This is a genomic window from Pseudomonas sp. 50_B (genome assembly GCF_017491625.1).
GTDB classification, from domain to species: domain Bacteria; phylum Pseudomonadota; class Gammaproteobacteria; order Pseudomonadales; family Pseudomonadaceae; genus Aquipseudomonas; species Aquipseudomonas danubii.
Window position 1 is genome coordinate 135,113 of the sequence record NZ_JAFGYX010000011.1, and the last position, 25,568, is coordinate 160,680.

The 25,568-nt window shown below is 67.0% G+C and carries 22 protein-coding genes; 8 read left to right on the forward strand and 14 right to left on the reverse strand.

Annotated features, from left to right (window positions below; all coding sequences use genetic code 11):
• Positions 1 to 26: 26 nt before the first annotated feature.
• The 5 genes from J5M73_RS17190 to lexA all read right to left on the reverse strand — a co-directional run bounded on the left by J5M73_RS17190 (position 27) and on the right by lexA (position 7,124).
• Entirely contained in the window at positions 27 to 686 is a 660-nt protein-coding gene (locus J5M73_RS17190) for a CsgG/HfaB family protein (protein WP_162884148.1), read from the reverse strand.
• A gap of 679 nt (positions 687 to 1,365) precedes the next feature.
• Positions 1,366 to 4,470, reverse strand: coding sequence for an error-prone DNA polymerase (locus J5M73_RS17195; protein WP_102864843.1), 3,105 nt, complete (start codon positions 4,468 to 4,470; stop codon positions 1,366 to 1,368).
• Entirely contained in the window at positions 4,467 to 5,882 is a 1,416-nt protein-coding gene (locus J5M73_RS17200; protein ID WP_102864842.1) for a DNA polymerase Y family protein, read from the reverse strand. The genes J5M73_RS17195 and J5M73_RS17200 overlap by 4 nt, the downstream gene beginning before the upstream one ends.
• A gap of 7 nt (positions 5,883 to 5,889) precedes the next feature.
• On the reverse strand, positions 5,890 to 6,507 hold the full coding sequence (imuA, locus tag J5M73_RS17205; RefSeq protein ID WP_102864841.1) for a translesion DNA synthesis-associated protein ImuA: 618 nt from the start codon (positions 6,505 to 6,507) through the stop codon (positions 5,890 to 5,892).
• On the reverse strand, positions 6,507 to 7,124 hold the full coding sequence (gene lexA, locus J5M73_RS17210) for a transcriptional repressor LexA (protein WP_016965813.1): 618 nt from the start codon (positions 7,122 to 7,124) through the stop codon (positions 6,507 to 6,509). The genes imuA and lexA overlap by 1 nt, the downstream gene beginning before the upstream one ends.
• 180 nt (positions 7,125 to 7,304) lie before the next feature.
• Here lexA and J5M73_RS17215 point away from each other — a divergent pair, with 180 nt between their 5' ends.
• Together J5M73_RS17215 and J5M73_RS17220 are read left to right on the forward strand one after the other, a co-directional pair.
• Positions 7,305 to 7,595, forward strand: a complete 291-nt coding sequence (locus tag J5M73_RS17215; RefSeq protein ID WP_102864840.1) for a type II toxin-antitoxin system ParD family antitoxin — start codon at positions 7,305 to 7,307, stop codon at positions 7,593 to 7,595.
• A 1-nt stretch (position 7,596) separates the two neighbouring features.
• Positions 7,597 to 7,953 (forward strand): type II toxin-antitoxin system RelE/ParE family toxin, encoded by a 357-nt coding sequence (locus J5M73_RS17220; RefSeq protein WP_102864839.1) that lies wholly within the window; start codon positions 7,597 to 7,599, stop codon positions 7,951 to 7,953.
• A 61-nt stretch (positions 7,954 to 8,014) separates the two neighbouring features.
• On the opposite strand, the gene J5M73_RS17225 is transcribed toward J5M73_RS17220, so the two are convergent.
• From J5M73_RS17225 to J5M73_RS17255, 7 genes are all read right to left on the reverse strand, one after another.
• On the reverse strand, positions 8,015 to 8,983 hold the full coding sequence (locus tag J5M73_RS17225; RefSeq protein WP_180988624.1) for a Gfo/Idh/MocA family oxidoreductase: 969 nt from the start codon (positions 8,981 to 8,983) through the stop codon (positions 8,015 to 8,017).
• 17 nt (positions 8,984 to 9,000) lie between these two features.
• Positions 9,001 to 9,888 carry a Dyp-type peroxidase gene (locus J5M73_RS17230; protein ID WP_060840010.1) on the reverse strand — a complete coding sequence of 296 codons (888 nt, stop codon included), beginning with the start codon at positions 9,886 to 9,888 and terminating at the stop codon, positions 9,001 to 9,003.
• A gap of 162 nt (positions 9,889 to 10,050) precedes the next feature.
• Positions 10,051 to 10,872, reverse strand: coding sequence for an energy transducer TonB (locus tag J5M73_RS17235; RefSeq protein WP_102864837.1), 822 nt, complete (start codon positions 10,870 to 10,872; stop codon positions 10,051 to 10,053).
• Entirely contained in the window at positions 10,869 to 11,315 is a 447-nt protein-coding gene (gene tolR, locus J5M73_RS17240) for a protein TolR (protein WP_060840012.1), read from the reverse strand. The genes J5M73_RS17235 and tolR overlap by 4 nt, the downstream gene beginning before the upstream one ends.
• 16 nt (positions 11,316 to 11,331) lie before the next feature.
• Positions 11,332 to 12,042, reverse strand: a complete 711-nt coding sequence (gene tolQ, locus J5M73_RS17245; protein WP_102864836.1) for a protein TolQ — start codon at positions 12,040 to 12,042, stop codon at positions 11,332 to 11,334.
• 91 nt (positions 12,043 to 12,133) lie between these two features.
• The gene (locus tag J5M73_RS17250) at positions 12,134 to 14,056 is read right to left on the reverse strand and encodes a phytase (protein ID WP_207815917.1); all 1,923 of its coding nucleotides are present in this window, start codon (positions 14,054 to 14,056) and stop codon (positions 12,134 to 12,136) included.
• Positions 14,057 to 14,095: 39 nt separating this feature from the next.
• Positions 14,096 to 16,618, reverse strand: a complete 2,523-nt coding sequence (locus J5M73_RS17255) for a TonB-dependent receptor (protein ID WP_207815918.1) — start codon at positions 16,616 to 16,618, stop codon at positions 14,096 to 14,098.
• A gap of 444 nt (positions 16,619 to 17,062) precedes the next feature.
• Here J5M73_RS17255 and J5M73_RS17260 point away from each other — a divergent pair, with 444 nt between their 5' ends.
• From J5M73_RS17260 to J5M73_RS17275, 4 genes are all read left to right on the forward strand, one after another.
• Entirely contained in the window at positions 17,063 to 17,977 is a 915-nt protein-coding gene (locus J5M73_RS17260) for a GGDEF domain-containing protein (RefSeq protein WP_102864833.1), read from the forward strand.
• Positions 17,978 to 17,986: 9 nt separating this feature from the next.
• Positions 17,987 to 19,024 (forward strand): AraC family transcriptional regulator, encoded by a 1,038-nt coding sequence (locus J5M73_RS17265; protein ID WP_102864832.1) that lies wholly within the window; start codon positions 17,987 to 17,989, stop codon positions 19,022 to 19,024.
• Positions 19,025 to 19,164: 140 nt separating this feature from the next.
• Complete coding sequence (locus J5M73_RS17270) at positions 19,165 to 20,790, forward strand: NADP-dependent glyceraldehyde-3-phosphate dehydrogenase (protein WP_207815920.1); 1,626 nt, start codon at positions 19,165 to 19,167, stop codon at positions 20,788 to 20,790.
• A 123-nt stretch (positions 20,791 to 20,913) separates the two neighbouring features.
• Complete coding sequence (locus J5M73_RS17275; protein ID WP_180988475.1) at positions 20,914 to 21,954, forward strand: FUSC family protein; 1,041 nt, start codon at positions 20,914 to 20,916, stop codon at positions 21,952 to 21,954.
• On the opposite strand, the gene glp is transcribed toward J5M73_RS17275, so the two are convergent.
• Both glp and moaB read right to left on the reverse strand, forming a co-directional pair.
• Positions 21,951 to 23,156, reverse strand: a complete 1,206-nt coding sequence (gene glp, locus J5M73_RS17280; RefSeq protein ID WP_102864829.1) for a gephyrin-like molybdotransferase Glp — start codon at positions 23,154 to 23,156, stop codon at positions 21,951 to 21,953. The genes J5M73_RS17275 and glp overlap by 4 nt on opposite strands.
• The gene (moaB, locus tag J5M73_RS17285; RefSeq protein WP_060840020.1) at positions 23,153 to 23,692 is read right to left on the reverse strand and encodes a molybdenum cofactor biosynthesis protein B; all 540 of its coding nucleotides are present in this window, start codon (positions 23,690 to 23,692) and stop codon (positions 23,153 to 23,155) included. The genes glp and moaB overlap by 4 nt, the downstream gene beginning before the upstream one ends.
• Positions 23,693 to 23,918: 226 nt before the next feature.
• On the opposite strand from moaB, the gene mobA reads away from it, so the two are divergent.
• On the forward strand, positions 23,919 to 24,536 hold the full coding sequence (gene mobA, locus J5M73_RS17290) for a molybdenum cofactor guanylyltransferase MobA (RefSeq protein ID WP_180988623.1): 618 nt from the start codon (positions 23,919 to 23,921) through the stop codon (positions 24,534 to 24,536).
• Between the two features lie 109 nt (positions 24,537 to 24,645).
• Complete coding sequence (locus tag J5M73_RS17295; protein ID WP_102864827.1) at positions 24,646 to 25,539, forward strand: LysR family transcriptional regulator; 894 nt, start codon at positions 24,646 to 24,648, stop codon at positions 25,537 to 25,539.
• Positions 25,540 to 25,568 lie beyond the last annotated feature (29 nt).

The following is a 25,568-nucleotide window of genomic DNA, read 5'->3' on the forward strand; positions in this document are numbered from 1 at the left end:
TTACGTCTCCCTGTCAGCAGTATTGATCAGCGGCCGGGTTTCCAGGCCCCGGCATCGATGGCTTCGACCATGCGGTTGACCGCCTCGCGCATGGCCAGGTCCAGCACCTTGCCGTTGAGGGTCGAGTCGTAGGAAGCGGTGCCGCCGAAGCCGATCACTTCACGGTTGGACAGGGCGTACTCGCCGGCACCCTGGGTCGAATAGACCACTTCGGAAGTGCTGATATTGACGATGTTCAACGCCACCTTGGCGTAGGCCACCTGGGTCTTGCCGCGACCGAGAATGCCGAACAGCTGGTGGTCGCCGGTTTCCTTGCGGCCGAACTCGGTGACGTCGCCGGTGACCACGAAATCCGCGCCCTTGAGTTTCTGCGCCTGGCCCTTGATCGCCGCTTCTTGCTGGATCTCGCCCATGTTGTCGCGATCCAGCACGTTGAACCGGTTGGTCTGCTGCAGGTGGGTGATGAGGATGGTCTTGGCCTGGCCGCCGAGGCGGTCGACGCCGTCGGAGAAAATCCCGCGCATGTAGCTGGAACGGTTATCGAACTTGCCCACCGCCATCGGCACCCGGGCCCCGGTCCACACCTGGCTGGCGCTCTGGACCTTTTCCACCGGCAAGGCGCGGGAGCTTTCAGTGGCACAACCGCTCATGCCCGTCAGCACCGCCAGTGCTGCAGCGGACAACATCAACTTCGAGATCACTCTCACTCTAGGTTCCTTTCTGAGTATCCATTTGGGTGCACCGTCTCGATGCACTTTCGCCCTGCCGTAAGCCTCTGGCCCCAGTCTGTGGGGGCTGGAAAAGCATCGGCGGGACGTTCTGAAACTTGATGCAGGGGGCATCATCGGCGGCGATTATGCCAAAGCGCCACCATGCCGAAAAGGAATAAAAAATCATCAGCGTCCACCTGTGTCCGCTCGCAAAACCTCGGGGCCGGGAGCTGTGTAGCCGCTGCCGCAGGCTGCGAACGGCTTGGGCGGCATTCCGACGCAGGAGACGCAAAAGTCCTGAGACCGCCAGAGGCTCGGCGGCAGATCGCCAAGCAAGGCTCTGCGGGCCTTTGCGCAGCCTCGCCAGGGCTCGGCAGCGGCTACAGGCCAGTGCCGAGCCTGACTTTTGTAGCCGCTGCCGCAGGCTGCGAACGGCTCCGCAGGAGACGCAAAGTCCTGAGATCGCTAGAGGCCGGCGGCAGATCGCCAAGCAAGGCCCTGCAGGCCTTTGCGCAGCCTCGCCAAAGCTCGGCAGCGGCTACAGGCCAGTGCCGAGCCAGGCTTGTGTAGCCGCTGCCGCAGGCTGCGAACGGCTTGGGCGGCATTCCGACGCAGGAGACGCAAAGTCCTGAGATCGCCAGAGGCTCGGCGGCAGTCAGCGAAAATCCCGACTGCGCACGCTGATGCCAGCCAGCAACGGGCTCAGATCCGTCAGGCGCCCGGCAATCAGGTGGCGCACTTCGCCCTCGGTTTCCAGGGTGCCGTCGACCTTGAGCAACTGCGAACCCACCAGTACCCGACGCTGGCGTTCGGCCAGGTCGCGCCAGACCACCACGTTGACGTTGCCGAACTCGTCTTCCAGGGTGACGAAGGTCACCCCGCTGGCGGTGCCCGGGCGCTGGCGCCCGGTGACCAGCCCGGCCACGCTCACCGAACGCCCGTGCTCCACCGCCAGCAACTCGCGGGAACTGCGGCAGCGCCGGGCCTTGAGCTGCGCACGCAGCAGCGCCAGAGGATGGGGCCCCAGGGTGGTGCCGAGGCTGTGGTAATCGGCCTGCAAGTCTTCGCCGACGCTGGGCCGGGGCAGGTTCACCGGGGCCTCCTCCTGGCGTGGCAGATCGGCGAACAGCCCCAGTTGCTTCTCCACCCCGGCCACTTCCCAGCGTGCCCGGTAGCGATCCCCGGCCAGCGCCCGCAGGGCTCCGGCATCCGCCAGCAGCTCCTGGGCGCGGACGTCCAGCCGGGCGCGCTCGGCCAGGTCGGCAATATCGACAAAGCCCCGCTGCCGGCGTGCGCTCTCGATGCGTTGGCCGTCCTCCTGGCGAAAGCCCTTGATCATGCGCAGCCCCAGGCGCACGGCCGGCTGCCCGGACAGGCCCTTTTCAGACCGTCCGGGTTGGGCAGGGAGCGGCTCCAGGCTGCAGTCCCAGTCACTGGCGCTCACCTCCACCGGCAGGATCTGCAGACCGTGGCGCCGGGCGTCCTGGAGGATCTGGTCCGGACTGTAGAAACCCATGGGCCAGCTGTTGATCAGGGCGCAGGCGAAGGCCGCCGGTTCGTGGCACTTGAGCCAGCAACTGGCGTAGGTCAGCAAGGCAAAACTGGCGGCATGGGATTCGGGAAAGCCGTAGCTGCCAAAGCCCTTGATCTGCTCGAAGATCTGCGCCGCGAACTCGTCGCTGTAGCCGTTCTTGCGCATGCCCTGGCGCAGCCGTTCGCGGTGCGGCTCCAGGCCGCCGTGGCGCTTCCAGGCGGCCATGGAACGGCGCAACTGGTCGGCCTCGCCCGGGGTGTAGTCGGCGGCGACAATGGCGATCTGCATCACCTGCTCCTGAAACAGCGGCACGCCCAGAGTTCGCTTGAGCACCGCTTCCAACTTCGGCGACGGATACGTCTCCGGCTCTTCACGGTTACGCCGACGCAGGTAGGGATGGACCATGCCGCCCTGGATCGGCCCGGGGCGGACGATGGCCACCTCGATCACCAGGTCATAGAAGTTCTGTGGCTTGAGCCGGGGCAGCATCGACATCTGCGCCCGGGACTCGATCTGGAACACACCAATGGTGTCGGCGCGGCCGATCATCTGGTAAGTGGCCGGGTCTTCGGCCGGAATGCTGGTGAGGCTGTAGCGCTGGCCGCGATAGCCGTGGATCAGGTCGAAACAGCGGCGGATGGCGCTGAGCATGCCCAGGGCGAGGATGTCCACCTTGAGCAGGCCGACCATGTCCAGGTCGTCCTTGTCCCACTGGATCACCGTGCGCTCGGCCATGCTCGCGTTCTCCACCGGCACCAGATGGTCCAGGGGCTGCTCGGAAATCACGAAGCCGCCGGGGTGCTGGGACAGGTGCCGGGGAAAGCCGATCAACTGCCCGGTCAGGCTCAGGACCCGGCGCAGCACCGGGCTCTCGGGGTCGAAACCGGCCTCCTGCAGACGCTCGACGCTGGGCGGCGTATCGCTCCAGTGGCCGCAGCAGTCGGCCAGAGCGTTGACCTGATCCGGCGGCAAGCCCAGGGCCTTGGCCACATCGCGCACCGCCCCGGCGCCGTGGTAGGTGCTGACCACCGCGGTCAGCGCCGCGCGGTGCCGGCCGTAACGCTGGAACACGTACTGCAGCACCTCTTCGCGGCGCTCGTGTTCGAAGTCGACGTCGATGTCCGGCGGCTCGTTGCGTTCCCTGGACAGGAAGCGCTCGAACAACAGGGTCGAGCGGTCCGGGTCGATCTCGGTGATGCCGAGGACGAAACACACCACCGAGTTGGCCGCCGAACCCCGGCCCTGGCAGAGAATGTGCTGGCGCCGGGCAAAATCGACGATGTCGTGCACGGTAAGAAAGTAGCTCTCGTAGCCCAGGTCGCTGATCAACGTCAGCTCATGCTCGATCTGCTGCAGCACCTCGGCCCGGGCTCCACCGGGCCAGCGGCGCAGAATGCCGCGCTGGGTCAGCACCCGCAGCCAGGAGCCGGCGTCATGGCCGTCGGGCACCAGCTCCCGGGGGTATTGGTAGCGCAACTGGCCGAGGTCGAACACGCAGCGTCCGGCGATGACCAGCGATTCGTCGAGCAAGGCCTGCGGGTACAGGCCTTGCAGCACCTCGATGGGGCGCAGGTGACGCTCGCCGTTGGCGAACAGCCGCTGCCCGGCCTCGGCCACCGGCAGGTGATGGCGGATCGCGGTCATGGTGTCCTGCAAGGCCCGGCGCCCGCGCACGTGCATGTGCACATCGCCACAGGCCACGGCCGGCAGCCCCAGTTGCCGGGCCAGGGCCAGCCGCTGTTGCAGGTGCCGGGCATCGTCCTGGCCGCAATGCAGTTCCAGCGCCAGCCATAGGCGCTCGGGAAATATCTGGCGCAGCCAGTGGCTGTGCTCCGTCGCCGGGCCATCGTCCGTCAGCCACAGGGCCAGCAGCCCCGGCAAGGGTTCGATGAAGTCCTCGCGCAGCAGGCGATAACTGCCCTTCTCCGCCCGGCGCCGGGCCCGGGTGATCAACCGGCACAGGCCCTGGTAACCCGCCAGGTCCTCCACCAGCAGCACCAGGCGCGGGCCGTCCTCGACCTGCATTTCGCTGCCGATGATCAGCTTGAGGCCAGTATCGCGTGAGGCCTGCCAGGCCCGGACAATCCCCGCCAGGGTGCATTCATCAGTGATCGCCAGGGCCTGATAGTCCAGGGCCTTGGCGCGCTGGAACAGTTCCTGAGCGCTGGAAGCTCCGCGCTGGAAACTGAAGTTGGACAGGCAGTGCAGCTCGGCGTAAGCCCTCATGCGAACCAGCCTTGCAGCAGCAAGGGCCCGGGCTCGCCGACCTGACGATAGGCCCAGCCCTGCTGGCCGGCCGCGGTTTCGATCAGGTAGTAGTCGCGGCGCACGTCGGCGCCGTCCCACCAGCCGGACTCGATGCGCTCCGGGCCCATGAGAATCCGCACGCTGCCTTCATTCAGGGCCTGGGGTTCAGTGAACAGCCAACCAGGACGGCGCAATCCGGGGCTGAGCGGACAGGGGCGCGGATCAGTCTGGGTCTGCCAACTGCGCTCCGGTCGATGATCGGAGCGATGCCCCAGGCCCTGCACCGCGTCATCCCCCAGGCGTGCCCGCAGGCGTTCGCGCAACTGCTCCCAGGGCAGGTTCTGCTGCGGACGCGGATCGAACAGTTCAGTGTGCTGGGGCACGAACAGCGGCAAGTCCTCGGCCACCAGCCGCAGGTTGCGCACCGGCGCCGGCACCTGGATCTGCTCCAGGCGCCCGCGGGCCAGTTCAAACAGCATCGCCGGATCGCGCTCGGCACTGAGCAGCCCCACCGGGATCAGGGTGTCGGCGCCTTCGGCATGTTCCAGGTGCAGGGCAAAACGCTGCACCCCGCTGTCGCGGCCACAGAGAAAGGCCGCCAGATCGGCAGTCAGCCGGCGCAGGGGAAACAGCAGCGCCTGATGGGATAGCACATCGAAATTCAGCTCGATGCGCAGGTCGAAACGGTCCGGCGGCTGATAGAACGCCAGCCCCAGCGGACGCTCACCGAGCAGGGTATCCAGGTGCTTGAGCAGGCTGCCGTCAAAACGCCGGGCCAAGCTAGACCGGGGCAGCTCCCGCAACTGCTGGAAGCTGCGCACCCCCATGCGCGACAGGGCCGTGGCCTGTTCCGGGGCCAGCCCCAGGCGCTCGATGGGCATGGCCCCCAGGGCCCTGGCCAGGGCCTCGCCGTCGGCCACCGCCAAGCCGTCATAGGCATTGGCCAGGACCCGGGCCGCCGCCGGGTTGGGCGCGGCGACGATGCGATGGCGAAAGCCCAGGGCCTGCAACTCCCGGCGCAGACGCGCTTCCAGCTGCGGCCAGGGGCCGAACAGGCCCAGGCTGGACTCGATCTCCAGCACCAGGGTACGGGGGTAGGCCACGCTGACCTGGGAGCTGAAGCCATAGGCCCAGGCGGCGAGAAACTGCTGCCAGTGCTCGATCTGCCGGGGGTCGTATTCGGCGCTGGCAAAGGCCTTGGTCAGGGCCTGGGCGGCGGTCAGCGATTGCCCGGGGCGCAGGCCCAGCTCGCGGGCGGCGCCATTCACCGCCTGGATCACCCGGCGCTGCGGGGTGCCACTGAGCAGCGCCAGGGGCGCCTCGGGTTCGGCGCGCTGACGCAGCACGGCGTCCAGCGCCAATTGCGGGAACAGAATGCACACCCAGCGCATGCCAACCTCAGTGCCCGGCGGGCCAGGCAATCGGGGCCGGATGGGCCAGCCCGCCCCGGCACTTGAGTACCCGCAACTGCACGGGGCGACCCTGCACGCTGATCCTCAGGGCCGCCGGCGACGGGTTGTGCGCGGCGTCCAGGGACCGGTAGGCGAAGGCCAGGGTCTGGCCGCTTTCCGCCGCCACCTGCAAGCGCCGCAGGGCGCGGTCGTCGACTTGTTGCGGCCAGCACAGCACCGCGCCGCAACTGCCGGAACGCAGGCATTGCTCAGCGGCCCACAAGGCATCGCGCTCCCCGGCCTGGATGATCGACAGCTGGCGCACATCCACCCCGGCGTTCTGCCAGGCCTGGGGATAGGGCACGAAGGGTGGCGCCACCAGCACCACCCGCTCCCCCGCCGCGGTCAGCCGCGCCAGGCTCGGCCACAGCAACTGCAGCTCGCCCAGGCCCTGGGCGGCGATGAGGATTTCCGTCAGCGCCGCCTCCGGCCAGCCGCCGGTGGGCAGCACCGCATCCAAAGCAGCATGCCCCGTCGGCTGCAGGCTGGCCGACGCGGCCGCCGGGCGGCCTTTCCATACCCGTCCGCCATTGAACAGGGTATCCAGTGCGACCACGGCGCCCATCAGCCTGGCCTCACCAGACCGCAGAACACACCTTCGATAAACAGTTCGTGGTCGTCGGTAACCTCGATCGGCTGATAGGCCGGGTTGCGCGGCAACAGGCGAATGCCCTGCCCCTTGCGCTCGAAACGCTTGATGGTGACCTCGCCGTCCAGGCGGGCGATCACCGTCTGGCCGTTACGCACCTCACTGCTGCGGCGCACCGCCACCAGATCGCCGTCGAGGATGCCGTCATCAATCATCGAATCGCCCTGGACCCGCAGCAAATAATCCGGAGTGCGGGAGAACATCCCCGGGTCCAGCCACAACTGGCCGTGTATGTCGGCATCGACGCCAATCGGCGCACCGGCGGCCACCCGCCCCAGCACCGGGATCTCCAGCAGCTCCGGGCGCCGCGGCTGATTGAGCAGGCGAATGCCCCGGGCCTGATGGGGGTTGACCTCGATGAACCCGGCCTCGGTCAGCGCCAGCACATGCTTGCGCGCCACGCTGCGCGAGGCAAAACCGAACGCCTCGCTGATTTCAGCGAGGCTTGGGGGCTGGCCATGATCGGCGATGCGTTCGCGGATAAAGGTCAGGATGGCACTGCGGCGGGGGGATAAAGTCGTCATGGAGTACATTTGTACTCCTCTCGGATTTATCTGACAAGAACCGCCAATCAGTCCTGCCAGAAAACCATCGTCGATGCCGATGAACGCCCGCAACCGCCTGTCGTCAGGCGCCCGTCAAGGCTGAATCCGCCCACCACTTGGCATAATATGCCAACGCCTTTCCTCACACGCCCAGCCCAGGAGCACGGCATGCCAACGCGAAACGTTGTCCTCACCGCCCATCAAGAGCAGCTCATCAACAACCTGGTCAAATCCGGTCGTTACCAGAACGCCAGCGAGGTCATGCGCGAAGGTTTGCGTCTGCTGGAACAACGGGTTGCCGAGGACGCGGCGAAAATCGAGGCATTGCGCCAAGCCGCTGCGATCGGTATCGCGGACCTGCAACAAGGACGCTTCAGCCAGGTGCGGGAAGAAAACCTGCAGCACTACCTGGATGAGCTGGGACTGGAAGCCGTCGCCACGGATCAAGAGAAACACTGAGGTGGTCCAGTACCGGATTTCCAATGCAGCCCGAACCGACATCGTCGACGCTCTGCGGTTTTCCCAAAGACACTTTGGCGAAGCTGCCCGGGTTCGCTATCAGGCCTTGATCCTGCGAGCCCTACACGATCTCGCCAGCAACCCCCAGCACGTTGGCAGCCAAGAGCGTGACGACATCGCACCGGGCCTTCGCAGCTACCACCTGTTCTATTCCCGCCAACACTCCAGGCCCCCTCAAGCCCAGGTCAAGAAACCACGACATGTCCTGTTTTATCGAGTGATCGATGACAGCCTGATCGAAGTGGTCAGGTTGCTGCATGACGCCATGGAGGTTCAGTTGCACCTGCCTGCCCAATGATCGGTGCCTCCTGCAGAGCCGGCTTGCCGGCGAAGCGGCCCGAAAGACCGCCGCCATTGGCTCAGCCGCGCTGCAGGATCCGATCCATGACCCAGTCGGTCTTCAGCGCCTCGCAGGCCTGGGCCGGGTGCACTGCGTCGCCGCGGATGTGGGCGTTCATGCCCTGCACGTGATGCCACTGGATGTGCTCGGGGTGCTCGATGACCAGGCTCAGGGGCTCTTCGGCGTCGAGTTGCAGCGGATGCTCGTCGAACACGGAAAAGGTGATGCGCCCCTGGCTGCCGATGATCTCCACCCGGTCCACCCGGCGGTCGGCGACGAAGTTCCAGGCGCCGCTGCCCAGGGCCCCGCAAGCAAAGCGCCAGCTGGCGCTGACCGCGTCCTCGGCGGCATACAGCCCGGCCTGGCGAGTGCTGATGCCGGCCACCTCGACGATGTCCCCCAGCAGGTACTGGAACAGGTCCAGGCCATGGCTGGCCAGGTCGGCGAAATAACCGCCACCGGCAATCTGTGGGTCGGTCCGCCAGTTGGCCGCGCCGCTGCGGTCGGCCTCGGAAGCAGCCTTGCTCAGGCTCCAGTGCAGGTGCCGGACCTCACCGATGCGCCCGTCCGCCAGCCATTGCCGCACCTGGGCAAAGCGCGGCAGGGAACGCCGGTAATAGGCCACGAACAAGTGCAGCCCGGCCTGCTCGAAGGCCTGCTGCATGGCCAGGCTTTGCCCGGCATGCAGGGCCATGGGCTTTTCCACGCAGCAATGCTTGCCGGCGGCAGCCACTTGCAGGCTGTAGGCGTAATGGCTGTCGGGGGGCGTGGCGATGTACACCGCGTCCACCTCGGGGTCATCGATCAGGGCCTGGGCATCGGTGTAGTAACGGGCAATGCCGTGGCGCTGCGCATAGTCGCGCACCGCCTCGGGGCGGCGGCCCATCACCGCCACCAGCGCCGAACCCGGGACCTTGTAGAAGGCCGGGCCGCTCTTGCGCTCGGTGACGCTGCCGCATCCGATCATGCCCCAGCGCACGGTGCGCAGCGGCCCGGCCTCGGTGCTCATTTCGCCGCTTGCAGCGCGCGCAGGTCGAGCTGACCGTTGTGCAGCGGCGGGCACCAGTAGTAGCCACCGGTGATCGGCCGGCTCATGCGGTACAGGCCGTCGACGATGCCGTCCTCCAGGCCGCTCATGCGCCGCAGCTGGACTTCGAAGGCGTTCAGGCTGTGACCGAAGGCGAGGAACATCAGGCCGCCCTTGTCACCTTCGATCCAGGGCATCGAACGACGCACCATGAAGGCCTCAGGGGTGAAGCTTTCCTGGGCGGTGCGCTTGACGTGGGCCGATTCCGGCGCGTCGTCCAGCTCTTCGTTATCGCTCAGGCGCCGGCCGATGATGTGGTCGCGCTCTTGCTGGTGCATCGCGGCAAAGCCCTTGAAGTCGTGCTGCCACTGCTGGATCGCGGCAAAGCTGCCACCGCGCAGGCCGTCTTCACCCTCGGCCAGCGCCGCAGCCACGGCGGCCTCTTCATGAGGGTTCTCGGTGCCATCTTCATAACCGGTCAGGTCGTGACCGCTCTTGTGGCGGAAGGCTTCCTGCATGCCGACCAGACGAAAGGCCGGGGCCAGCGCGGCCTCCAGCTCGTTGCTGCGGTGCATCAGTTCGCCGCGCTCCTCACCGTGCAGCCAGACCCACAGCGCGTGCTGGGTCGAAGGGTTGTCGACACCGACGCCGGTCAGCGCCGGGAACGCCTTGAGCCCTTGCACCCGAGCGCCCAGGGCCTTGACCAGCGATGCGCCAAAGCCTGCCACCGCCGTTGCGCCGTCCACCCGCGCCAGCAACTGGTCGAGGGCCTGGGGCAGCGCCTCAAGGGACTCAAGGGCAAAGAACAAATGACGGGCCTGGGACGGAACGGGTGCAGCGAGGATGCCGGGCTGGTAGTAACTCATGGGAACTCCTGAATAAAGGCGGGGAGTTTACCGCTGTGCGGCGCAGGCGTCAGTGCCGTTGCGCAACGGATTGGCAACCGGCGGCAACAGCACAGCTCCGGCCTGCGCCAAGGGACTGCTCGGCCCGCCCGGCAGCCGCTGGCGGGCGAAGCCGGGGCGCCCCTAGTGGATCCGATAGTGAAAGGTGTTGCGCACCGCCGGCACCGTCACTGCCCGACCGTCGATCAGCCGAGGCTGGTAGCGGAAGGTCGCCACCGCCGCCAGGGATGGGCGCATGAACAGCGGGTGGCAGCCGTCGATGACCTTGGGGTTCTCCACCCGGCCCTGGGGATTGACGCTGTATTCCACGGTGCAGTCGCCTTCCAGGTTCTTGTCCAGGGCTCGCTGCGGGTAGTCCGGAGCCTCCTTGCTCAGGGGCTGGTACTGGCGGCTGTCGGCGGCGGCCTGGGCCGCCTGCTGGCGCGCGCGCTCGGCGGCCAGCCGCGACTGTTCGGCGCGCTGGGCCTGGGCTTGTTCCTGGGCCAGGCGTTGCTCGGCGTCGCGCTGGCGCTGTTCGGCGTCCAGGCGCTCGCGCTGCTGGCGTTGCTGCTCCTGCGCCTGCTCACGTTTCTTGTCGTCCACACGCTTGCGCGCCAGGGCCGCCTGTTCCAGCTTCTGCGCCTGCACCTGGGGGTCTACCTGGGCTTGACTCGGCGGCGGCGGAGCCGCTGGCGCGGGCGGTGGTGGCGGTGGCGGTGCCACCTCGGCCCCCGCCGGCAGGGGTTCGGCGGGGGCGGCGGGAGGCGCCAGCATCACCAGTTGGGTGGTCAGCACCGCCGGGGCCTCGACCTGGGGTTTGTCCACCGACCAGCCCAGCACCAGCGCCGCCAGCACCCCAGCGTGCAGGGCCAGGGCCAGGGTCGCCGCCAGGCTGTTGCGCCAGAAGCCGGAGGCTTCGGGCCCCATGGGCAGCACTGTGGGGCTGTGGATGATCATCGCCGTCATTGCGGGGCCTCGGTCACCAGCCCCAGGTTGTGCACCCCGCCCTGCTGCAACGCGGCCATGGCCGCCACCACGCTGGCGTAGGCGGCGTCCTGGTCGGCACGGATGTACACCTGGGTGTCGCCGCGCTGGGCAATCACCTGTGCCACCTTGGCGCGCATCTGCTCCAGGTCCACGGCGCTGTCGGTCTGGTGCCGGGTGTCGAGTTCGCTGCCCAGGTTCCAGTAGTAGCCGCCCTCGGCCTTCACCGACAGGGTGAGGATCTGCTGGCGGCTGTCGGTGGCCAGGGCCTGGCTGGCGACCTTGGGCAATTGGATCTTCACCCCCTGGGTGAGCATCGGCGCGGTGACCATGAAGATCACCAGCAGCACCAGCATCACGTCGATGTAGGGCACCACGTTCATTTCCGCCTTGGGTCCGTGCTTGCGTTGCGGCCTGACTAACATCGGCTTGCTCCTTCTCTCAGGCGGCCACGGCCAGGTGGCTCGGGGTGCCCTGCAAGGTGCGGTGCAGGCGCACCTGCAGTTCGTTGCCAAAGGCGTAGTAGCGGGTCAGCAGGGTCTGGCTGCGGGCCGAGAAGCGGTTGTAGGCGATCACCGCGGGAATCGCCGCGAACAGGCCGATGGCGGTGGCGATCAGCGCCTCGGCAATGCCCGGGGCCACGGTGGACAGGGTCGCCTGCTGCACCTGGGACAGGCCGAGGAAGGAGTTCATGATCCCCCACACGGTGCCGAACAGGCCGATATAGGGGCTGACCGAGCCCACGGTGGCAAGAAACTGCAGGCCCTTTTCCAGGCGGGTTTCCTGCTCGCTGATGGCCACGTACAAGGCTCGCTCCACGCCCTCCAGCACGCCTTCAGCGGCGCCGCCGGCCGCGCCGTGCAGGTGGCCGAATTCCTCATAGCCGGCGACAAAGATCGGCTCCACGCCGCCTTCGCCGTCGGCCTTGCGGGCCACTTCGCGGTACAGCGGCAAGAGTTCGGGGGCGGCGCGAAAGCGCTGGATGAACGCGTTGCAACGGCGCTCAAGGCCGCGCAGCACGGCGCCGCGCTGGATGATCAGGTACCAGCTGAGCAGGGACGCCAGGAGCAGGGTCAGCATCACCGCCTTGACCAACAGGCTGGCATCGCTGATCAGCCCCCAGATGCTCATGTGTTCGAGTGTGGCTTGCATGGTGAAACTCCTTCGCGGGTGCCCGCCGGGGCCTGAGCCGTGCCGGCGGGGCTATTCGATGACATGCCGATGACCGGGTGATGACAGCCGCTCAGGGCAGCTTCAGGGCCCGGGTGACGTCGGCCCAGGGCACGAACTTGAAGTTCTGGGTCTGCTCGGGCATGCGCTTGCGCCCGTCCTGGACCACCAGCAGGCCCTGGCTCCAGGGCCCGCCGAGGTTGGCCGAGGTGACTTCCAGGCCGTCGGTTTCCGAGGCGCCGTCGATCCCCGCCGCGGCGTTGAGGCCGACCCGGAAGGCACCGTGGGAAGCGAACGGCGGCTCGGCGTCCAGCACCAGGTAGCTGTCGTTGCCCTGGCTGGAAATCACCAGGTAGTCGCGGGCGTTGCTCTGGTACAGGGCCAGGCCCTCGACATCGGCCTGCAACAGGCCGCCGACCTTGATCACGCTGTGCAGGGTCGCCGGTTGTTCGGGGCGGGCGTCCAGGGCCCAGACCCCGACGTCCTCTTCCCCCAGGAACAGCCGCTGGCGCTGGTCGTCGGCGACGCAGCCCTCGGGCTGGCTGGCCACCTTGAACTGGCGCACCAGCTCGCCCTGGGCACTGCCGGACGGCGCACTCAGGCGGTACTGGACGAAGGTGCCGTCCTTGTCGTTGGCAATCGCATAGATCTCGCCGCTGGCGGGCTGGAACAGGCACAGGCCGTAGATCGCCTTGAGTGGCGTGGGGATCTCCCCGGCCTCGCGCAGCTCACCGCTGGCACGGTCGATGGCGAACAGGCTGAGGCTGTTGCGGTCGCGGTTGCTGGCCACGGCCAGGTCCACGGTCTGCTGGCCCAGCTTGAAGTTGGGGCGCACGTCGACGTTGTTCAGGCGCCCCACCGCCAGTTCCTGCAACAGCTTGCCCTGCAGGTCGTAGGCCAGCAGGCCCTGCTTCTTGTTGGTGCCCAGCACCCGGCTCAGGGACGGCTGCTGCGGGTGGACCCAGATCGCCGGGTCATCGGCGGCATCGCCCTGGCGCCCCACCGGTTCGCTCTGCACCGCCGCCTGCACGTTGGGCAATACCGGTGGCAGGACCGGCGCGTGGGCCTGCCAGTCCAGCTGGCCCTGGTACAGGCGGCCATCCTCGTCATCGCGCAGCAACACTTGCAGGCCCTTGGCGCTGGCGCGCAGGGCGATGTTTTCCGGTTCCTTGAGGCCGCTCAGGGGCAAGGTGGCCTGGGCCGACCAGCCCTGCTCCTGCTGCTGATAGAGATGCAGTTGCGCGGCTTTCGGGTCCAGGCCCAGTAGCCCGCCCGGCACCAGGGCCATGGCCCCGGCGCTTTTCCTGATCTCGCCAAAGGGCGCGCGCAGGGCCACCGGCTGGCGCGCGGTGTCGGCTTCGGCGTGGGCCGGGTAGGCCCACCAGCCGACGTTCTGTTCATTGACCAGCAGTTGCTGGGCGGCGTCGTCCACCTGGCAGAACTTGGCCTCCGGCGGCAGCGGCAGGCCACGCACCCGTCGCGGCTCGGCGCTCAGTTGTGCGCCGTGGCCCACCAGCCACTGCTCGCCCTTGCCCTCCTCGCCCACCAGGAACAGGAACAGGTTGCTGGCCTCGTCGCGGTACAGGCACAGGCCGTTGACCGGGAAGTCGCGGGGCGGCAGGTACAGCGGCTGGCCCCAATGCCGGGCCTTCGGGTCGAGGCTCAGCAGCAGTGCCTGCTGGCGTTCGTTGTCCAGGCTGGCCACCAGCAGTTGCTGGCCGGCGGCGCGGCTGTCCAGGCCGTTGAACGAGCCCTTGAGGCGGGCCAACTGGCGACCCTGTTCATCCAGCAGCAACAGGCCTTCGCGCTCGCTGGCCAGCAGCCGGTCGGCGCCTGTGCCGGCGGGCACGAAGCCCAGCCCGGTGACGCCCGGGGTCTGCTCGGCCCAGGGTTTGAGGGTCAGGCCCGGCACGCCGGGGGCGGCCTGGGCAGCACTGCAGGCCAGGCCAATGCACAGCGCCAGCAGGGTGGTTTTCGCGATCGATACAGTGCTCATCACAATCCTTGGAGGTGCAGTCGGGCAACGGCCCGGTACTTAGAAATGGGTGAAGGTCAGGCCGAGCTTGTAGGTCGGGCCGTATTCCTCGTACTGGGCGTTGTAGGAGCGGTTGCCGGTGTAGACGAAGTACGGCTGGGCGGTGAGGTTCTGCGCCTCGAAGCTCAGTTGCAGGTTCTTGCTCAGGGAATACTTGGCGCTGAAATCGACGAAGGTCTGGGCGTCCACGTGCAGGTCGTGGGCCTTGTCGCCGATCGAGGCCAGCTCATAGAGGTAGGCCGACTTGTAGTTGGCCGACAGGCGCAGACTGAGCTTGTCGTCTTCCCAACCGAGCATCAGGTTGCCCACGGTATCCGACTGGTTGGGCAGGTCGATGTCGCGCTTGCGGTTGACCCCGGCCTTCTGGTCGAAGCCTTCGATGCTCGCGCTGGAGCGGCTGAAGGTGCTGTTGGCGCCCAGCAGCAGGCCGTTCCACGGCGCCGGCAGCCAGTCGAACTTCTGCGAGTAGGCCAGCTCCAGGCCATACAGCTTGGCGCTGTCGCCGTTGGCGAAGGTGTGCGCCTCGGAGAACCCGCTCCAGGCGCCGGTGCCGGCCAGGTCGGTGTTGTAGACGAAGTTATGGATGTCCTTGTAGAACACGAAGGCCGAGACGCTGCCGGCGCGGCCCATGTAGTGCTCGATGCCCAGGTCCAGGTTGCTCGACTCCAGGGGCTTGAGGTCCGGGTTGCCGAAGGTCGCCTCGTCGCCGTCGATGACAAAGCCCGGGGCCAGCTGGCCGAAGGTCGGGCGCACCACGCTCTTGGTCCAGGCCGCGCGCAGTTGGGTGTTCTTGTCCAGCTGGTAGCGCGCGTGCAGCCCGGGCAGCCAGTGCTGGTAGCGGCGCTTGGTGTCGGTGGCGGTGAAGGCGCCGTCGGTGACCCCGGTGCCCTTGGCCTCGAACTCGGTGCCCTCGTAGCGCAGGCCGGCAATGAAGCGCCAGTCGTCGATGTCCAGGGTGTTCATGAAGTAGCCGGCGTTGATGTCTTCGCGGATCTTGAAGTCGTTGACCCGGGATTCTTCTTCGTCGTAGAAGGCCGCCGGATTCAGGCCACCGATCAGTTGCTTGATGGCGCTGCCGCTGATGCCCGGGCCGAAGCGGCCCAGGGAATAGTCCACGCTGCCGTTCTGGAACTGCCCGAGGTTGAGCTGCTGGTCGGTGAAGCCCAGGGTGTCGAAGTCCTTGTAGACCCAGGCTTCCAGGTCGTTGTCCTTGTTGCGCCGGCTGACTTTGCCACCGAACTTGAACTGCGCGGCGTAGCCACTGAGGTCATAGTCCCGGGCCAGGTCCAGGCGCAGGTTCTTCTCGGTGTCGGTGGTGTTCTGCTTTTCCCAGTCGACCTTGTCCAGGGTGAAGTTGGCCGCGTCAAAGAAGCCTGAGCCGATCACCGGGCGCGGCTTGCCGTTGTCGTAGAAGCCGCTGTCGGAAAAGTCGCTGTTGCCCTTGAAGGTGGCCCCGGCGATATGCGCCGGGCTGTCTTCGCTGGAGCGGCTGTAGCCGGTCTGGCCGCTGAGGGTCCACAGGCCCAGCTGGCGCTCGCCGCCGAACACGTAGGACTGGATCTCCTGGGTTTCCTCGCGCTGCTTGAGCTTGCGCTTGGCCTCGGCGTCGCCGCGCTCCCCGGCCGCCAGCGGGTCGGCGAACTCGATGCTGGTGGAGTTGCGCGTCTCGCTGTCCTTGTAGCGGCTGTAGAGGGTGCGCAGGTAGTAGCTGCTGCTGTCGTCGGGCTTGTAATCGAAGTTCAGGCCGCCGCCGGCCCGCTCGCGGCTGATGGCGTAGTCGCGCTGCTCGAACTCCTGCAGCCTGGCGCCGCGCTCGAAGTCCCAGGCGCCGCCGGTCTCGACGTTGTCGGAGCCGAAATCGCGCTTCTGCCAGCTCAGGGCCGCGGCCACGCCGAAGTTGTCGATGCCGTCGCCGAGGCTGAAGCGGTTGCTCGCCGCGCCGGAGAATTTCGGGCTGGTCTGGCGGGTGTTCTGGTCGTAGCTGGCCTCGCTGCTGCCGCTGTAGAACAGGCCCTTGTGGTCGAAGGCCGAGAGGCTTTTCACGTCCACGGTGCCGCCCAGGGAGTTGGCATCCATGTCCGGGGTCAGGGTCTTGATCACCGACAGCGACTGCACCAGCTCCGAGGGCAGCACATCCAGGGCCACGGCGCGGCGCGCGCTTTCCGGGGACGGCACCAGGGTGCCGTTGATGGTCACGCTGTTGAGGTCCGGGCCCAGGCCGCGGACGCTGACAAAGCGCCCTTCGCCCTGGTCGCGCTCGATGCTGATGCCCGGCAGGCGCTGCGCCGCTTCGGCGGCGTTCTGGTCCGGCAACTGGGCCACGCCGTCGGCGTGTACCACGCTCTGGATGCTGTCCGAACGCCGTTGTTCCTTGAGCGCCTGATCGATGCTGGCCGCCTGGCCCACCACTTGGACGTGCTCGGTGGCGGCCGTTTCGGCGGCGCTCAAGCGTTCACTGGCGATGGCCATGGCCAGCGCGGTCAAGGTAAAGCTGACCAGCCCGGGACTGCTGCGCTTGTACATGAGGTTCCTCCCCAAGAGTCCGCCAACGCCGGGCAAGGGGCCCGGCAACTGGGAGGGCACGCTAGGGTTGGCGAATGACGGTTCTGTGACAGGCCTGGTCGGCAGGTCGCCAAAACAGTCGTTTTCCCGGGTTTCGCCCCGGCAAATGAGCTGAATTGACCCCTGCGGGAGCGGGCTTGCCGGCAAAAGCCATCACCCGTCGGGCGCAAGTCTTGCGGGCCCCTTCGCCGGCAAGCCGGCTCCTACACATCCGTGGCGCCCCCGCCGCCCCGTAGGAGTGGGCTTGCCCGCGAAGAGGCCCTCGAGGCGGCCCCATCCAGCAAAAAAAAAACGCCTGAACCCTGAGCTGATTCGACCCCTCGACGGTTTTTCCGCTGTCACCCCACCGTCACAAACATCTGCTGTGCTGGCGCCCTCTCACTCCTGGCAAAAAGGATCGCGGCCATGTTCTGCGTGCTCAAACCCCACCGCTGGAAACTCGCCGCGCTGTTGCTGGCGGCCAATGCCGGGCTGTTGCTGCACCTGGCTTGCGGCAGCCTGAAATCGGTCAGCGAGTGGCAATGGCTGGACATCATCGGCGAAGGCGGCTCGGCACTGCTGGCCCTGGTCTGGCTCGCACTGGTGCTCAAGAGCCGCCCCGCCGGCCGGGTCACCAACTACCTGGCCCTGGGCCTGAGCTGCATTTTCTTTTCCTGGTGGATCGACAGCCTCGACGAGTTCATCCGCCTGCCCGCCAGCATCACCTGGGACCACTGGCTGGAGTCCGGGCCGATGCCCATCGGCATGATCCTGCTGACCATCGGCATCTACCACTGGCACCGCGAACAGCTGGCCATCAGCGCGCAGATGGAAAAGAAGGAACGGCTGTTTCGCGAGCACCGGCAGTTCGACAAGCTCACGCCCCTGGCCGGCGCCGACTACCTCAAGCGCGAGCTGGCCGCCAGCCTGGAGGACAGTCGCCGCCAGCAGCAGCCGTTGTCGTTGCTGGCCCTGGACCTGGACCATTTCGCCGCGATCAACCAGGACTACGGCCACGCCGAAGGGGATGCGGTGCTGCAAGCCCTGAGCCATGTGCTGCTGCTCAACCTGCGGCGCCAGGACCTGCTGTGCCGACTGGCCGGCGACCGCTTCGTGGTGCTCTTGCCCAACACCGGCGAGAGCCAGGCCCGACTGCTGGCCCTGGAACTGCAACAGGCGGTGCAGGGCCTGGCGCACAAGACCCGGCAACACGGCGAGCGCCTGCACCTGGCGGCCAGCACCGCGGTGGTGATGGCCCTGGAGGAGACCCCGGAGGTCCTGCTCAAACGCCTCAACCTGGCCCTGGCCCGGGCCAAGCAGCCCCTGGCGAAAACCGCCTGAGGCGCCGTCATGACCGTGAAGACCCACTGGTACGAAGCCGATACCCGCTTCATCCCCGGGCACTATCAACCGGCGGCGCTGATCGACCTGGCGCTGTCGCGGGACATCGACAGCCATCGCCTGCTGCGCGGCACCGGGCTGTTCCACGAGGACATCCTGGCCGGACAGACCCGTCTCAGCCCGCAGCAGTTCCTGGCGCTGATCGGCAACAGCCGGCGCCTGCTGGACGCCGACGACAGCAGTTTCCTGTTTGGCCAGCGCCTGCTGCCCGGGCACTACGGCGCCGCCAGCCATGCCTTGCGCCATGCCCAGAACCTGCATCAGGCCCTGGACACCCTGGTGCAGCAGCAGGCCCTGCTCAGCCCCCTGCTGAGCCTACGCCTGGTGCTGGATGAGCAGCATGCCTATTGCTACTGGCTGGACAGCTGCGGCGCCGGCGAGCACGGGCGCTTCCTGCTGGAAGCCAGCATGACTTCGCTGGTGGCCATGAGTCAGTGGCTCAGCGGCCAGCGCCTGCCCTGGGAATGCAGCTTCAGCCATGCCGAGCCGCGCTACGTCGAGCAGTACTGGGTGCACCTGGGGGAACAGACCCAGTTCCGGCGGCCCCTGGACCTGATGCGCATCCCCCGGCAATACCTGACCCGGCCCTGGCCCGGGGCCTCGGCCACCGCCGGCCAGGTGGCGCGCCTGGAAGCCGACGAACACCTGCGCCAGCTGGGTTTTTCCGGGAGTTTTCTCGATGCCCTGGACCGCTACCTGCAAGCCAACGTGCGGCATGCGCCGAGCCTGGAACAGACCGCCCAGGCCTTCGCCATGAGCCCGGCGACCCTCAAGCGCAAGCTGAGCAAGCACCACAGCGGCTACCAGCAGCAGGTGGACCGGGTGCGCAAGCAGGTGGCGCTGTACCTGTACCAGATCAGGGGCTGGAGCAACGACGCAGTGGCCGAGTACCTGAACTTCAATGACCCGGCCAACTTCCGCCGCTCCTTCAAGCGCTGGACCGGCAGCACCCCAACCCTGATCCGGCAGTTGCTGGGCAACAGCTGAAACGTTTAACCTCGAACCATGACCGCGGGTGTGCCAACTGCACAAAGCGCTAAAGCCGCAGGCCATTCAGGCGTATAAACCTTGGAGCGATGGCGCCACTGTCATCCGCGCCGGAGCCATTTCCAACACGGGGTAGAGTCATGACCACAGCCAATGTCCTCAACAACCTGTTTCCTGCTGCCGCCGACATCCCCGAAGCCTATCGCCTGCCCGATCCGGTGGAGCAGCGCGACTACCTGGTAGACGGTGAACTGCGCACCTGGAACGGCCCCCTGGCCCAGGTCCGCAGCCCGATCTACTTGAGCGGCACCGACGGCGACCAGCAAGTGATTCTCGGCAGCACGCCGCTGCTGGACGCTGATACCGCCCTCACCGCCCTGGACGCCGCCGTGCGCGCCTACGACCGCGGCCAGGGCGCTTGGCCAACGATGCGCGTGGCTGAGCGCATCCAGCACGTGGAAGCTTTCCTGGCGCGCATGCGCGAACAGCGCACAGCAGTGGTCAAGTTGCTGATGTGGGAAATCGGCAAGAACCTCAAGGACTCGGAGAAAGAGTTCGACCGCACCTGCGACTACATCGTCGACACCATCGGCGCGCTCAAGGAACTGGACCGGCGCTCCAGCCGCTTCGAACTGGAGCAGGACACCCTCGGCCAGATCCGCCGCGTGCCCCTGGGCGTGGCCCTGTGCATGGGCCCCTACAACTACCCGCTGAACGAAACCTTCACCACCCTGATCCCGGCGCTGATCATGGGCAACACCGTGGTGTTCAAGCCGGCCAAGCTCGGCGTGCTGCTGATCCGCCCGCTGCTCGAAGCCTTCCGCGACAGCTTCCCGGCCGGGGTGATCAACGTCATCTACGGCAGCGGCCGCGAGACCGTCAGCGCGCTGATGGCCAGCGGCAAGATCGACATCTTCGCCTTCATCGGCACCAACAAGGCCGCCAGCGACCTGAAGAAACTCCACCCCAAGCCGCACCGCCTGCGCGCGGCCCTGGGCCTGGACGCGAAGAACCCGGGAATCGTGCTGCCCGATGCCGACCTGGACAACGCGGTCAGCGAGGCCGTTACCGGCGCGCTGTCGTTCAACGGCCAGCGCTGCACCGCGCTGAAGATCCTGTTCGTCCATGAAAGCGTGGTGGAGCGCTTTATCCAGCAGTTCAACGCCAAGCTGCAAGGCCTCAAGCCGGGCATGCCCTGGGAGCCGGGCGTGGCCCTGACGCCACTGCCGGAAAACACCAAGGTCGATTACCTGCACGCCCTGGTAGCCGATGCCCAGGCCCACGGCGCCCAGGTGGTGACCCCCCATGGCGGCGAGTCGCGGGCGTCGTTCTTCTACCCGGCGGTGCTGTACCCGGTGAACCCGCAGATGCGCGTCTACCACGAGGAACAGTTCGGCCCGGTGGTGCCCATCGTGCCCTACCGCGACCTGGACACGGTGATCGACTACGTCCTGGAGTCGGACTTCGGCCAGCAACTGAGCCTGTTCGGCAGCGACCCGGCGGTGATCGGCCGGCTGGTGGACACCTTCGCCAACCAGGTCGGGCGGATCAACATCAACGCCCAGTGCCAGCGCGGCCCGGACACCTTCCCCTTCAACGGCCGCAAGAACTCCGCCGAGGGCACGCTGTCGGTGCATGATGCGTTGCGCACCTTCTCGATCCGCACCCTGGTGGCGACCAAGTTCCAGGAGCGCAACAAGGAGCTGATCAGTGACATCATCCGCAACCGCGACTCCAGCTTCCTGACCACCGACTACATTTTCTAAAAGCGCCTGGCCGGGGCTCGCCACGCGGCGAGTCGCGGCTACTGATTCAGCCACTCATCAGCTATTGGAGAAACCGGTCTGGGCCCGTTCAAACACCTGCGGGGCATCCACCTGCCGCCCTTGCTGCAGCGCCTGCTGCGTCCCCTGCTGGACCCGTACCGGCGCTACCGTCACGCCCGCCTGATCCACGCGGTGCGGGTCGCCCTCGGCCTGATCGCCACCATTCTCCTGACCACCGGCCTCAACCTGCCCCACGGCGAGTGGGCGTCGGTGACCATGCTGGTGGTGATCGGCGGCCTGCAGCACCACGGCAACATCGGCAAGAAGGCCGCCGAGCGGGCCATCGGCACCCTGGTGGGCGCCGGGGTCGGCCTGGTGCTGGTGGTGCAGCAGGCGTACTTCGGCCATCCCTGGCTGACCTACCTGGGCATGTCGGCGGTGTGCGGCTACTTTTCCTACCACGCCATCGGCAAGGGCGGGTATACCGCGCTGCTGGCGGCGATCACCGTGTTCATCGTCGCCGGCCATGGCGACAACCAGATCAGCGACGGCCTGTGGCGCGCGGTGGACATCCTCATCGGCATTGCCCTGGCCCTGGCGTTTTCCTTCGCCATTCCGCTGTACGCGGTGTATTCCTGGCGCTACACCCTGGCCAGCGCCCTGCGCGACTGCGCCCAGTTGTACGGACGGATCATCCAGGGCCAGTCGGTGACCGACGACGAACACCTCAAGCTCCTGGGCCGGGTCAACGCCGCCATGCTGCAACTGCGTTCGCTGATGCCGTCGGTGTCCAAGGAAGTGCGGATTTCCATGACCGAACTGGACGCCATCCAGCGCAATCTGCGGATGTGCATCAGCACCCTGGAAATCCTCGGCAACACCCGCCCCGATGCCAGCGACCGGCAGGCCATGGCACAGATGCAACTGGCACTCAAGGCCGAGCACCGGCAGATCCGCGTGCAGTTGATCGGCATGGCCCGGGCCCTGCAAACGGGGGGCACCCAGCGCCTGGACAAACCCCTGGAAGGCCATGCCGACAAGGCCCTGGAGGCGCCGGTGTATTCGCCCCTTGACGGTTACCGACTGCTCACCCGGCAGTTGGCCGCGACCCTGGGCGAAATGCGCCAGCGACTGGCCAAAAGCGCCCGGCACTGGAAGATTTAAAACAACTCGCTAAAGGGAATGAAACGCGCCGCCTCGCCCACCTGCAGGGTGTGGCCTTCAAGGATCTCCACCAGGCCATCGGCCCAGGAGGCTCCCAGCAATACCCCCGAGCTCTGATTCGGGTAGAGCACGGCGCGGCCGTTTTCCAGGCGCGCCCGCAGGTATTCCCGGCGGCTGCCGGCCTTGGGCCAGTTGAAGGCCACGCTGACCGGCACACTCAAGGGCGCAACCTGCTCCACTCCCTGAATCCGCAACAGGTAGGCCCGGGCCAGCAGGCCGAAGGTCACCAGGGCCGAGGCCGGATTGCCCGGCAGGCCGATCACCGGCACCTGGCCGAAGTGGCCCACCGTCAGCGGTTTTCCGGGTTTGATGGCGAGCTTCCAGAACAGCGGTCGGCCGTTGTTCCTCAGCACCTGGCCCAGGCAATCGGCATCCCCCGCCGAGACCCCGCCAGTGGTCAGGATCAGGTCCGCGCCATGCTGCAACTGTTCCAGCCTGAGCCGGGTCTGCTGTGGCTGGTCGGGAAGAATCCCGGCGTCGATGACCTCGCAGCCCAGGCTGTCGAGCCAGTGGCGGAGCAAGGTGCGGTTGCTGTTGTAGATGCAACCCGGGCGCATGGGCATGCCCGGTTCCAGCAACTCATCGCCGGTGGACAGCAACGCCACCCGCGGACGGCGCACCACTTGCAGCTCGGTGCAGCCCTGAGCGGCGGCCACCGCCAGTTCGAAAGGCCCCAGGCGCTTGCCGGCTTGCAACAGCACATCACCAGCCCGGTTCTCCTGGCCTTGGGGGCGGATGTTCTGTCCCGGTTTCAGCGCCTGGGTGAAGCGCGCCCGGCCATCCTCCAGCAACTCGACGTTCTCCTGCATCTCCACGCAGTCAGCGCCGGCAGGCACCGGGGCGCCGGTGAAGATCCGCGCACAGGTGTCCGGCTGCAGGGGGTCGCCGGGCTGACCGGCAAAGATCGTCTGTGACACCGCCAGTGGCTGGCCGTCCCAGTGCTGCAGGTTGAGGGCGTAACCGTCCATGGCGCTGTTGGCCCAGGGCGGCAGGTCCAGGGTCGCCACCAGGTCAGTGGCCAGCACCCGTTGCCGGGCATGGTCCAGGGCCAGGGTTTCGCTTTGCGTCAGACGTTGGGTATCGGCCATGGCCAGCAGGCTGGCCAGTGCTTCTTCCAGCGGCATCAAGTGGCCCTGGCTCATCCCCGGGACTCGCAGGCCTGCACCGGCTTGAGGTGCGGCACGAAATTGCACGGCCGATGGCGGGCATCCAGTTGCTCGGCGAGGATGCCTTCCCAGGCGGTGCGGCAGGCCCCGGTGGAGCCCGGCAGGCAACACACCAGGGTGCCATTGGCCAGCCCGGCCAGGGCCCGGCTCTGTACCGTGGAGGTGCCGATATCGAGGATCGAGATGGCGCGAAACAGCTCGCCGAAACCGTCGATGTGCTTGTCCAGCAGGCAACTCACGGCTTCCGGGGTGCTGTCGCGACCGGTGAAGCCGGTGCCGCCGGTGATCAACACCACCTGGATGCGCTCGTCGGCGATCCAGGCCGCCACCTGGGCGCGGATCTTGTACAGGTCGTCCTTGAGCAAGTTGCGTTCGCTCAGGGTGTGGCCGGCTTCCAGCAGGCGACTGACCAGCAGTTGCCCGGAGGTGTCCGTGGCGTATTCCCGGGTATCGCTGACTGTCAGCACGGCTATGTTCAAGGGTACAAACAACGCATCCGACTTCACGCTCATGTCATTCTCCGACCGGCAAGATAAAAATCATGGATGCAGGCTAAAGGCCCGAAACCGCGGCTGTCTAATCGTTCTGGCTGACCGGATTATCGAGGCGCTCTATCGTCAACCGCGGTTTGGCGTGGCGGTTGATAAAGCCCATCAATCGTCCATTCAACACTTCCGATTGGACGTGCCCGAAGGACAATGCCATCGTTTGCGCCACCCACCTGACATGCGCCAGACCATGACCCCGACCCGCTCTGCCCCAACTGCCTCCCCGCCCTGCTCGATCCTGCTGCTGGCCGGTGGCCGCGGCTCGCGCATGGGCGGTCGCGACAAGGGTCTGGTGACCTGGCAGGGCCGGCCCTTGATTGCCCATGTGCAGGCCACGGTGCGGCCCTTCAGCGACGACCTGATCATTTCCTGCAACCGCAACGCCGAGCAGTACCGGCCCTATGCCGATCGCCTGGTGGCGGATGAGCAGGCAGACTTTCCCGGCCCCATGGCCGGCGTGCTGGCGGGCCTGGCAGTGGCCCGGCACCCCTGGCTGCTGGTGCTGGCCTGCGACGCGCCGCGGATCGACGGCGCGCTGATCCAGACGCTGCTGGATGCCCGCCCGGCGGACACCCTCAGCCCGTTGATGGTGCAGCAGGACGGACAGTGGCAACCCATGTTCAGCCTGATACCCACAGCCCTGGCAGCCCGCTTGCGCGCCGCCTGGGAGCGCGGCGAGCGCAGCCTGCTGCGGGCCCTCGCCGCCCATGGCCTGAAGCCTTTGCCTTGCGCCGCCGACGATCCGCGGCTGAGCAACTTCAACACCCCTGAACTACTGTCTGAAACAGACCCCGGGCCCGTGGCCTGAACGCCGACGGTGTGCCCCGAGGGTTCGGCCCGGGAAGACTGAACGTCTTTCCACGAACCGGACACCTGCGTTAATACTGACTCCGATTTCCTTCACCACAGGTGCCATTGTGGACATCAAGCAACTCAAGTTTCTGATCGCCCTGGAGCAGACCCGGCACTTCGGCCAGGCTGCCGCGCGCTGCCACATTACCCAGCCGACCCTGTCCATGCGCCTGCGCAACCTGGAGGATGAGCTGGACCTGATCCTGGTGACCCGGGGCCAGCGCTTCGAAGGCTTCACCGAGGCCGGCGAGCGGGTCCTGGCCTGGGCCAAGACCCTGCTGGCGGCCCATGACGGGCTGTTCGCCGAGGCCGCCGCCTGCCGCGGGCAACTGGTGGGTAACCTGCGCCTGGGCCTGGTGCCGCTGAGCGGCTTCAACCCCATCAGCTATGTGCAGAAGCTCTCGGCGAGCTTTCCCGAGCTCAAGTTCAGCCTGTCGTCCGCCAGCTCCGACCGGATCATCGAGGACATCGGCAACAACCAGCTGGACCTGGGGGTCTGCTACCTGGACCACGTCAACCCCAACTACCTGGACTTCTTCGAGATCGGCGAGACCCGGGTCGGCCTGCTCTACGACACCCGGCACTTTCATTTCGAAGGCAGCGAAATGAGCTGGGAAGACGCCGCCGAGCTGCCCCTGGGCATGCTCAGCACCGGCATGCACTATCGCAAGTCCATCGACCTGAGCTTTCGCAGCCGCGGCCTGAACCCGACGCCGATCCTGGAAAGCGATTCCACCTACCAGCTGTTCCAGGCGATCCACGAGGGCTTCTGCTGCTCGATCATGCCCCTGGACAGCGGCCTGGATTCGCCCATCGACAACCTGGCCTTTATCCAGCTGCCGGATGCCAGCGTGCTGGCGCCCCTGGGCCTGGTGATGCGCAAGACCGAACCGCGCTCGGCGATTGCCGAAAAGTGCTTCGCCGAAGCCAGGAAACTCTTTGCCATCAAGGGCGAATGAACGCCCCCGGAGCCAGCGTGCCCCGGAGT

Excerpts from the sequence above, each read along its gene's own strand:
- J5M73_RS17190 (WP_162884148.1), bottom strand. The coding sequence starts at position 686 with ATGTTGTCCGCTGCAGCACTGGCGGTGCTGACGGGCATGAGCGGTTGT.
- J5M73_RS17195 (WP_102864843.1), bottom strand. The coding sequence starts at position 4,470 with ATGAGGGCTTACGCCGAGCTGCACTGCCTGTCCAACTTCAGTTTCCAG.
- J5M73_RS17200 (WP_102864842.1), bottom strand. The coding sequence starts at position 5,882 with ATGCGCTGGGTGTGCATTCTGTTCCCGCAATTGGCGCTGGACGCCGTG.
- imuA (WP_102864841.1), bottom strand. The coding sequence starts at position 6,507 with ATGGGCGCCGTGGTCGCACTGGATACCCTGTTCAATGGCGGACGGGTA.
- lexA (WP_016965813.1), bottom strand. The coding sequence starts at position 7,124 with ATGTACTCCATGACGACTTTATCCCCCCGCCGCAGTGCCATCCTGACC.
- J5M73_RS17215 (WP_102864840.1), top strand. The coding sequence starts at position 7,305 with ATGCCAACGCGAAACGTTGTCCTCACCGCCCATCAAGAGCAGCTCATC.
- J5M73_RS17230 (WP_060840010.1), bottom strand. The coding sequence starts at position 9,888 with ATGAGTTACTACCAGCCCGGCATCCTCGCTGCACCCGTTCCGTCCCAG.
- J5M73_RS17235 (WP_102864837.1), bottom strand. The coding sequence starts at position 10,872 with ATGACGGCGATGATCATCCACAGCCCCACAGTGCTGCCCATGGGGCCC.
- tolR (WP_060840012.1), bottom strand. The coding sequence starts at position 11,315 with ATGTTAGTCAGGCCGCAACGCAAGCACGGACCCAAGGCGGAAATGAAC.
- tolQ (WP_102864836.1), bottom strand. The coding sequence starts at position 12,042 with ATGCAAGCCACACTCGAACACATGAGCATCTGGGGGCTGATCAGCGAT.
- J5M73_RS17250 (WP_207815917.1), bottom strand. The coding sequence starts at position 14,056 with ATGAGCACTGTATCGATCGCGAAAACCACCCTGCTGGCGCTGTGCATT.
- J5M73_RS17255 (WP_207815918.1), bottom strand. The coding sequence starts at position 16,618 with ATGTACAAGCGCAGCAGTCCCGGGCTGGTCAGCTTTACCTTGACCGCG.
- J5M73_RS17260 (WP_102864833.1), top strand. The coding sequence starts at position 17,063 with ATGTTCTGCGTGCTCAAACCCCACCGCTGGAAACTCGCCGCGCTGTTG.
- J5M73_RS17265 (WP_102864832.1), top strand. The coding sequence starts at position 17,987 with ATGACCGTGAAGACCCACTGGTACGAAGCCGATACCCGCTTCATCCCC.
- J5M73_RS17270 (WP_207815920.1), top strand. The coding sequence starts at position 19,165 with ATGACCACAGCCAATGTCCTCAACAACCTGTTTCCTGCTGCCGCCGAC.
- glp (WP_102864829.1), bottom strand. The coding sequence starts at position 23,156 with ATGAGCCAGGGCCACTTGATGCCGCTGGAAGAAGCACTGGCCAGCCTG.
- moaB (WP_060840020.1), bottom strand. The coding sequence starts at position 23,692 with ATGAGCGTGAAGTCGGATGCGTTGTTTGTACCCTTGAACATAGCCGTG.
- mobA (WP_180988623.1), top strand. The coding sequence starts at position 23,919 with ATGACCCCGACCCGCTCTGCCCCAACTGCCTCCCCGCCCTGCTCGATC.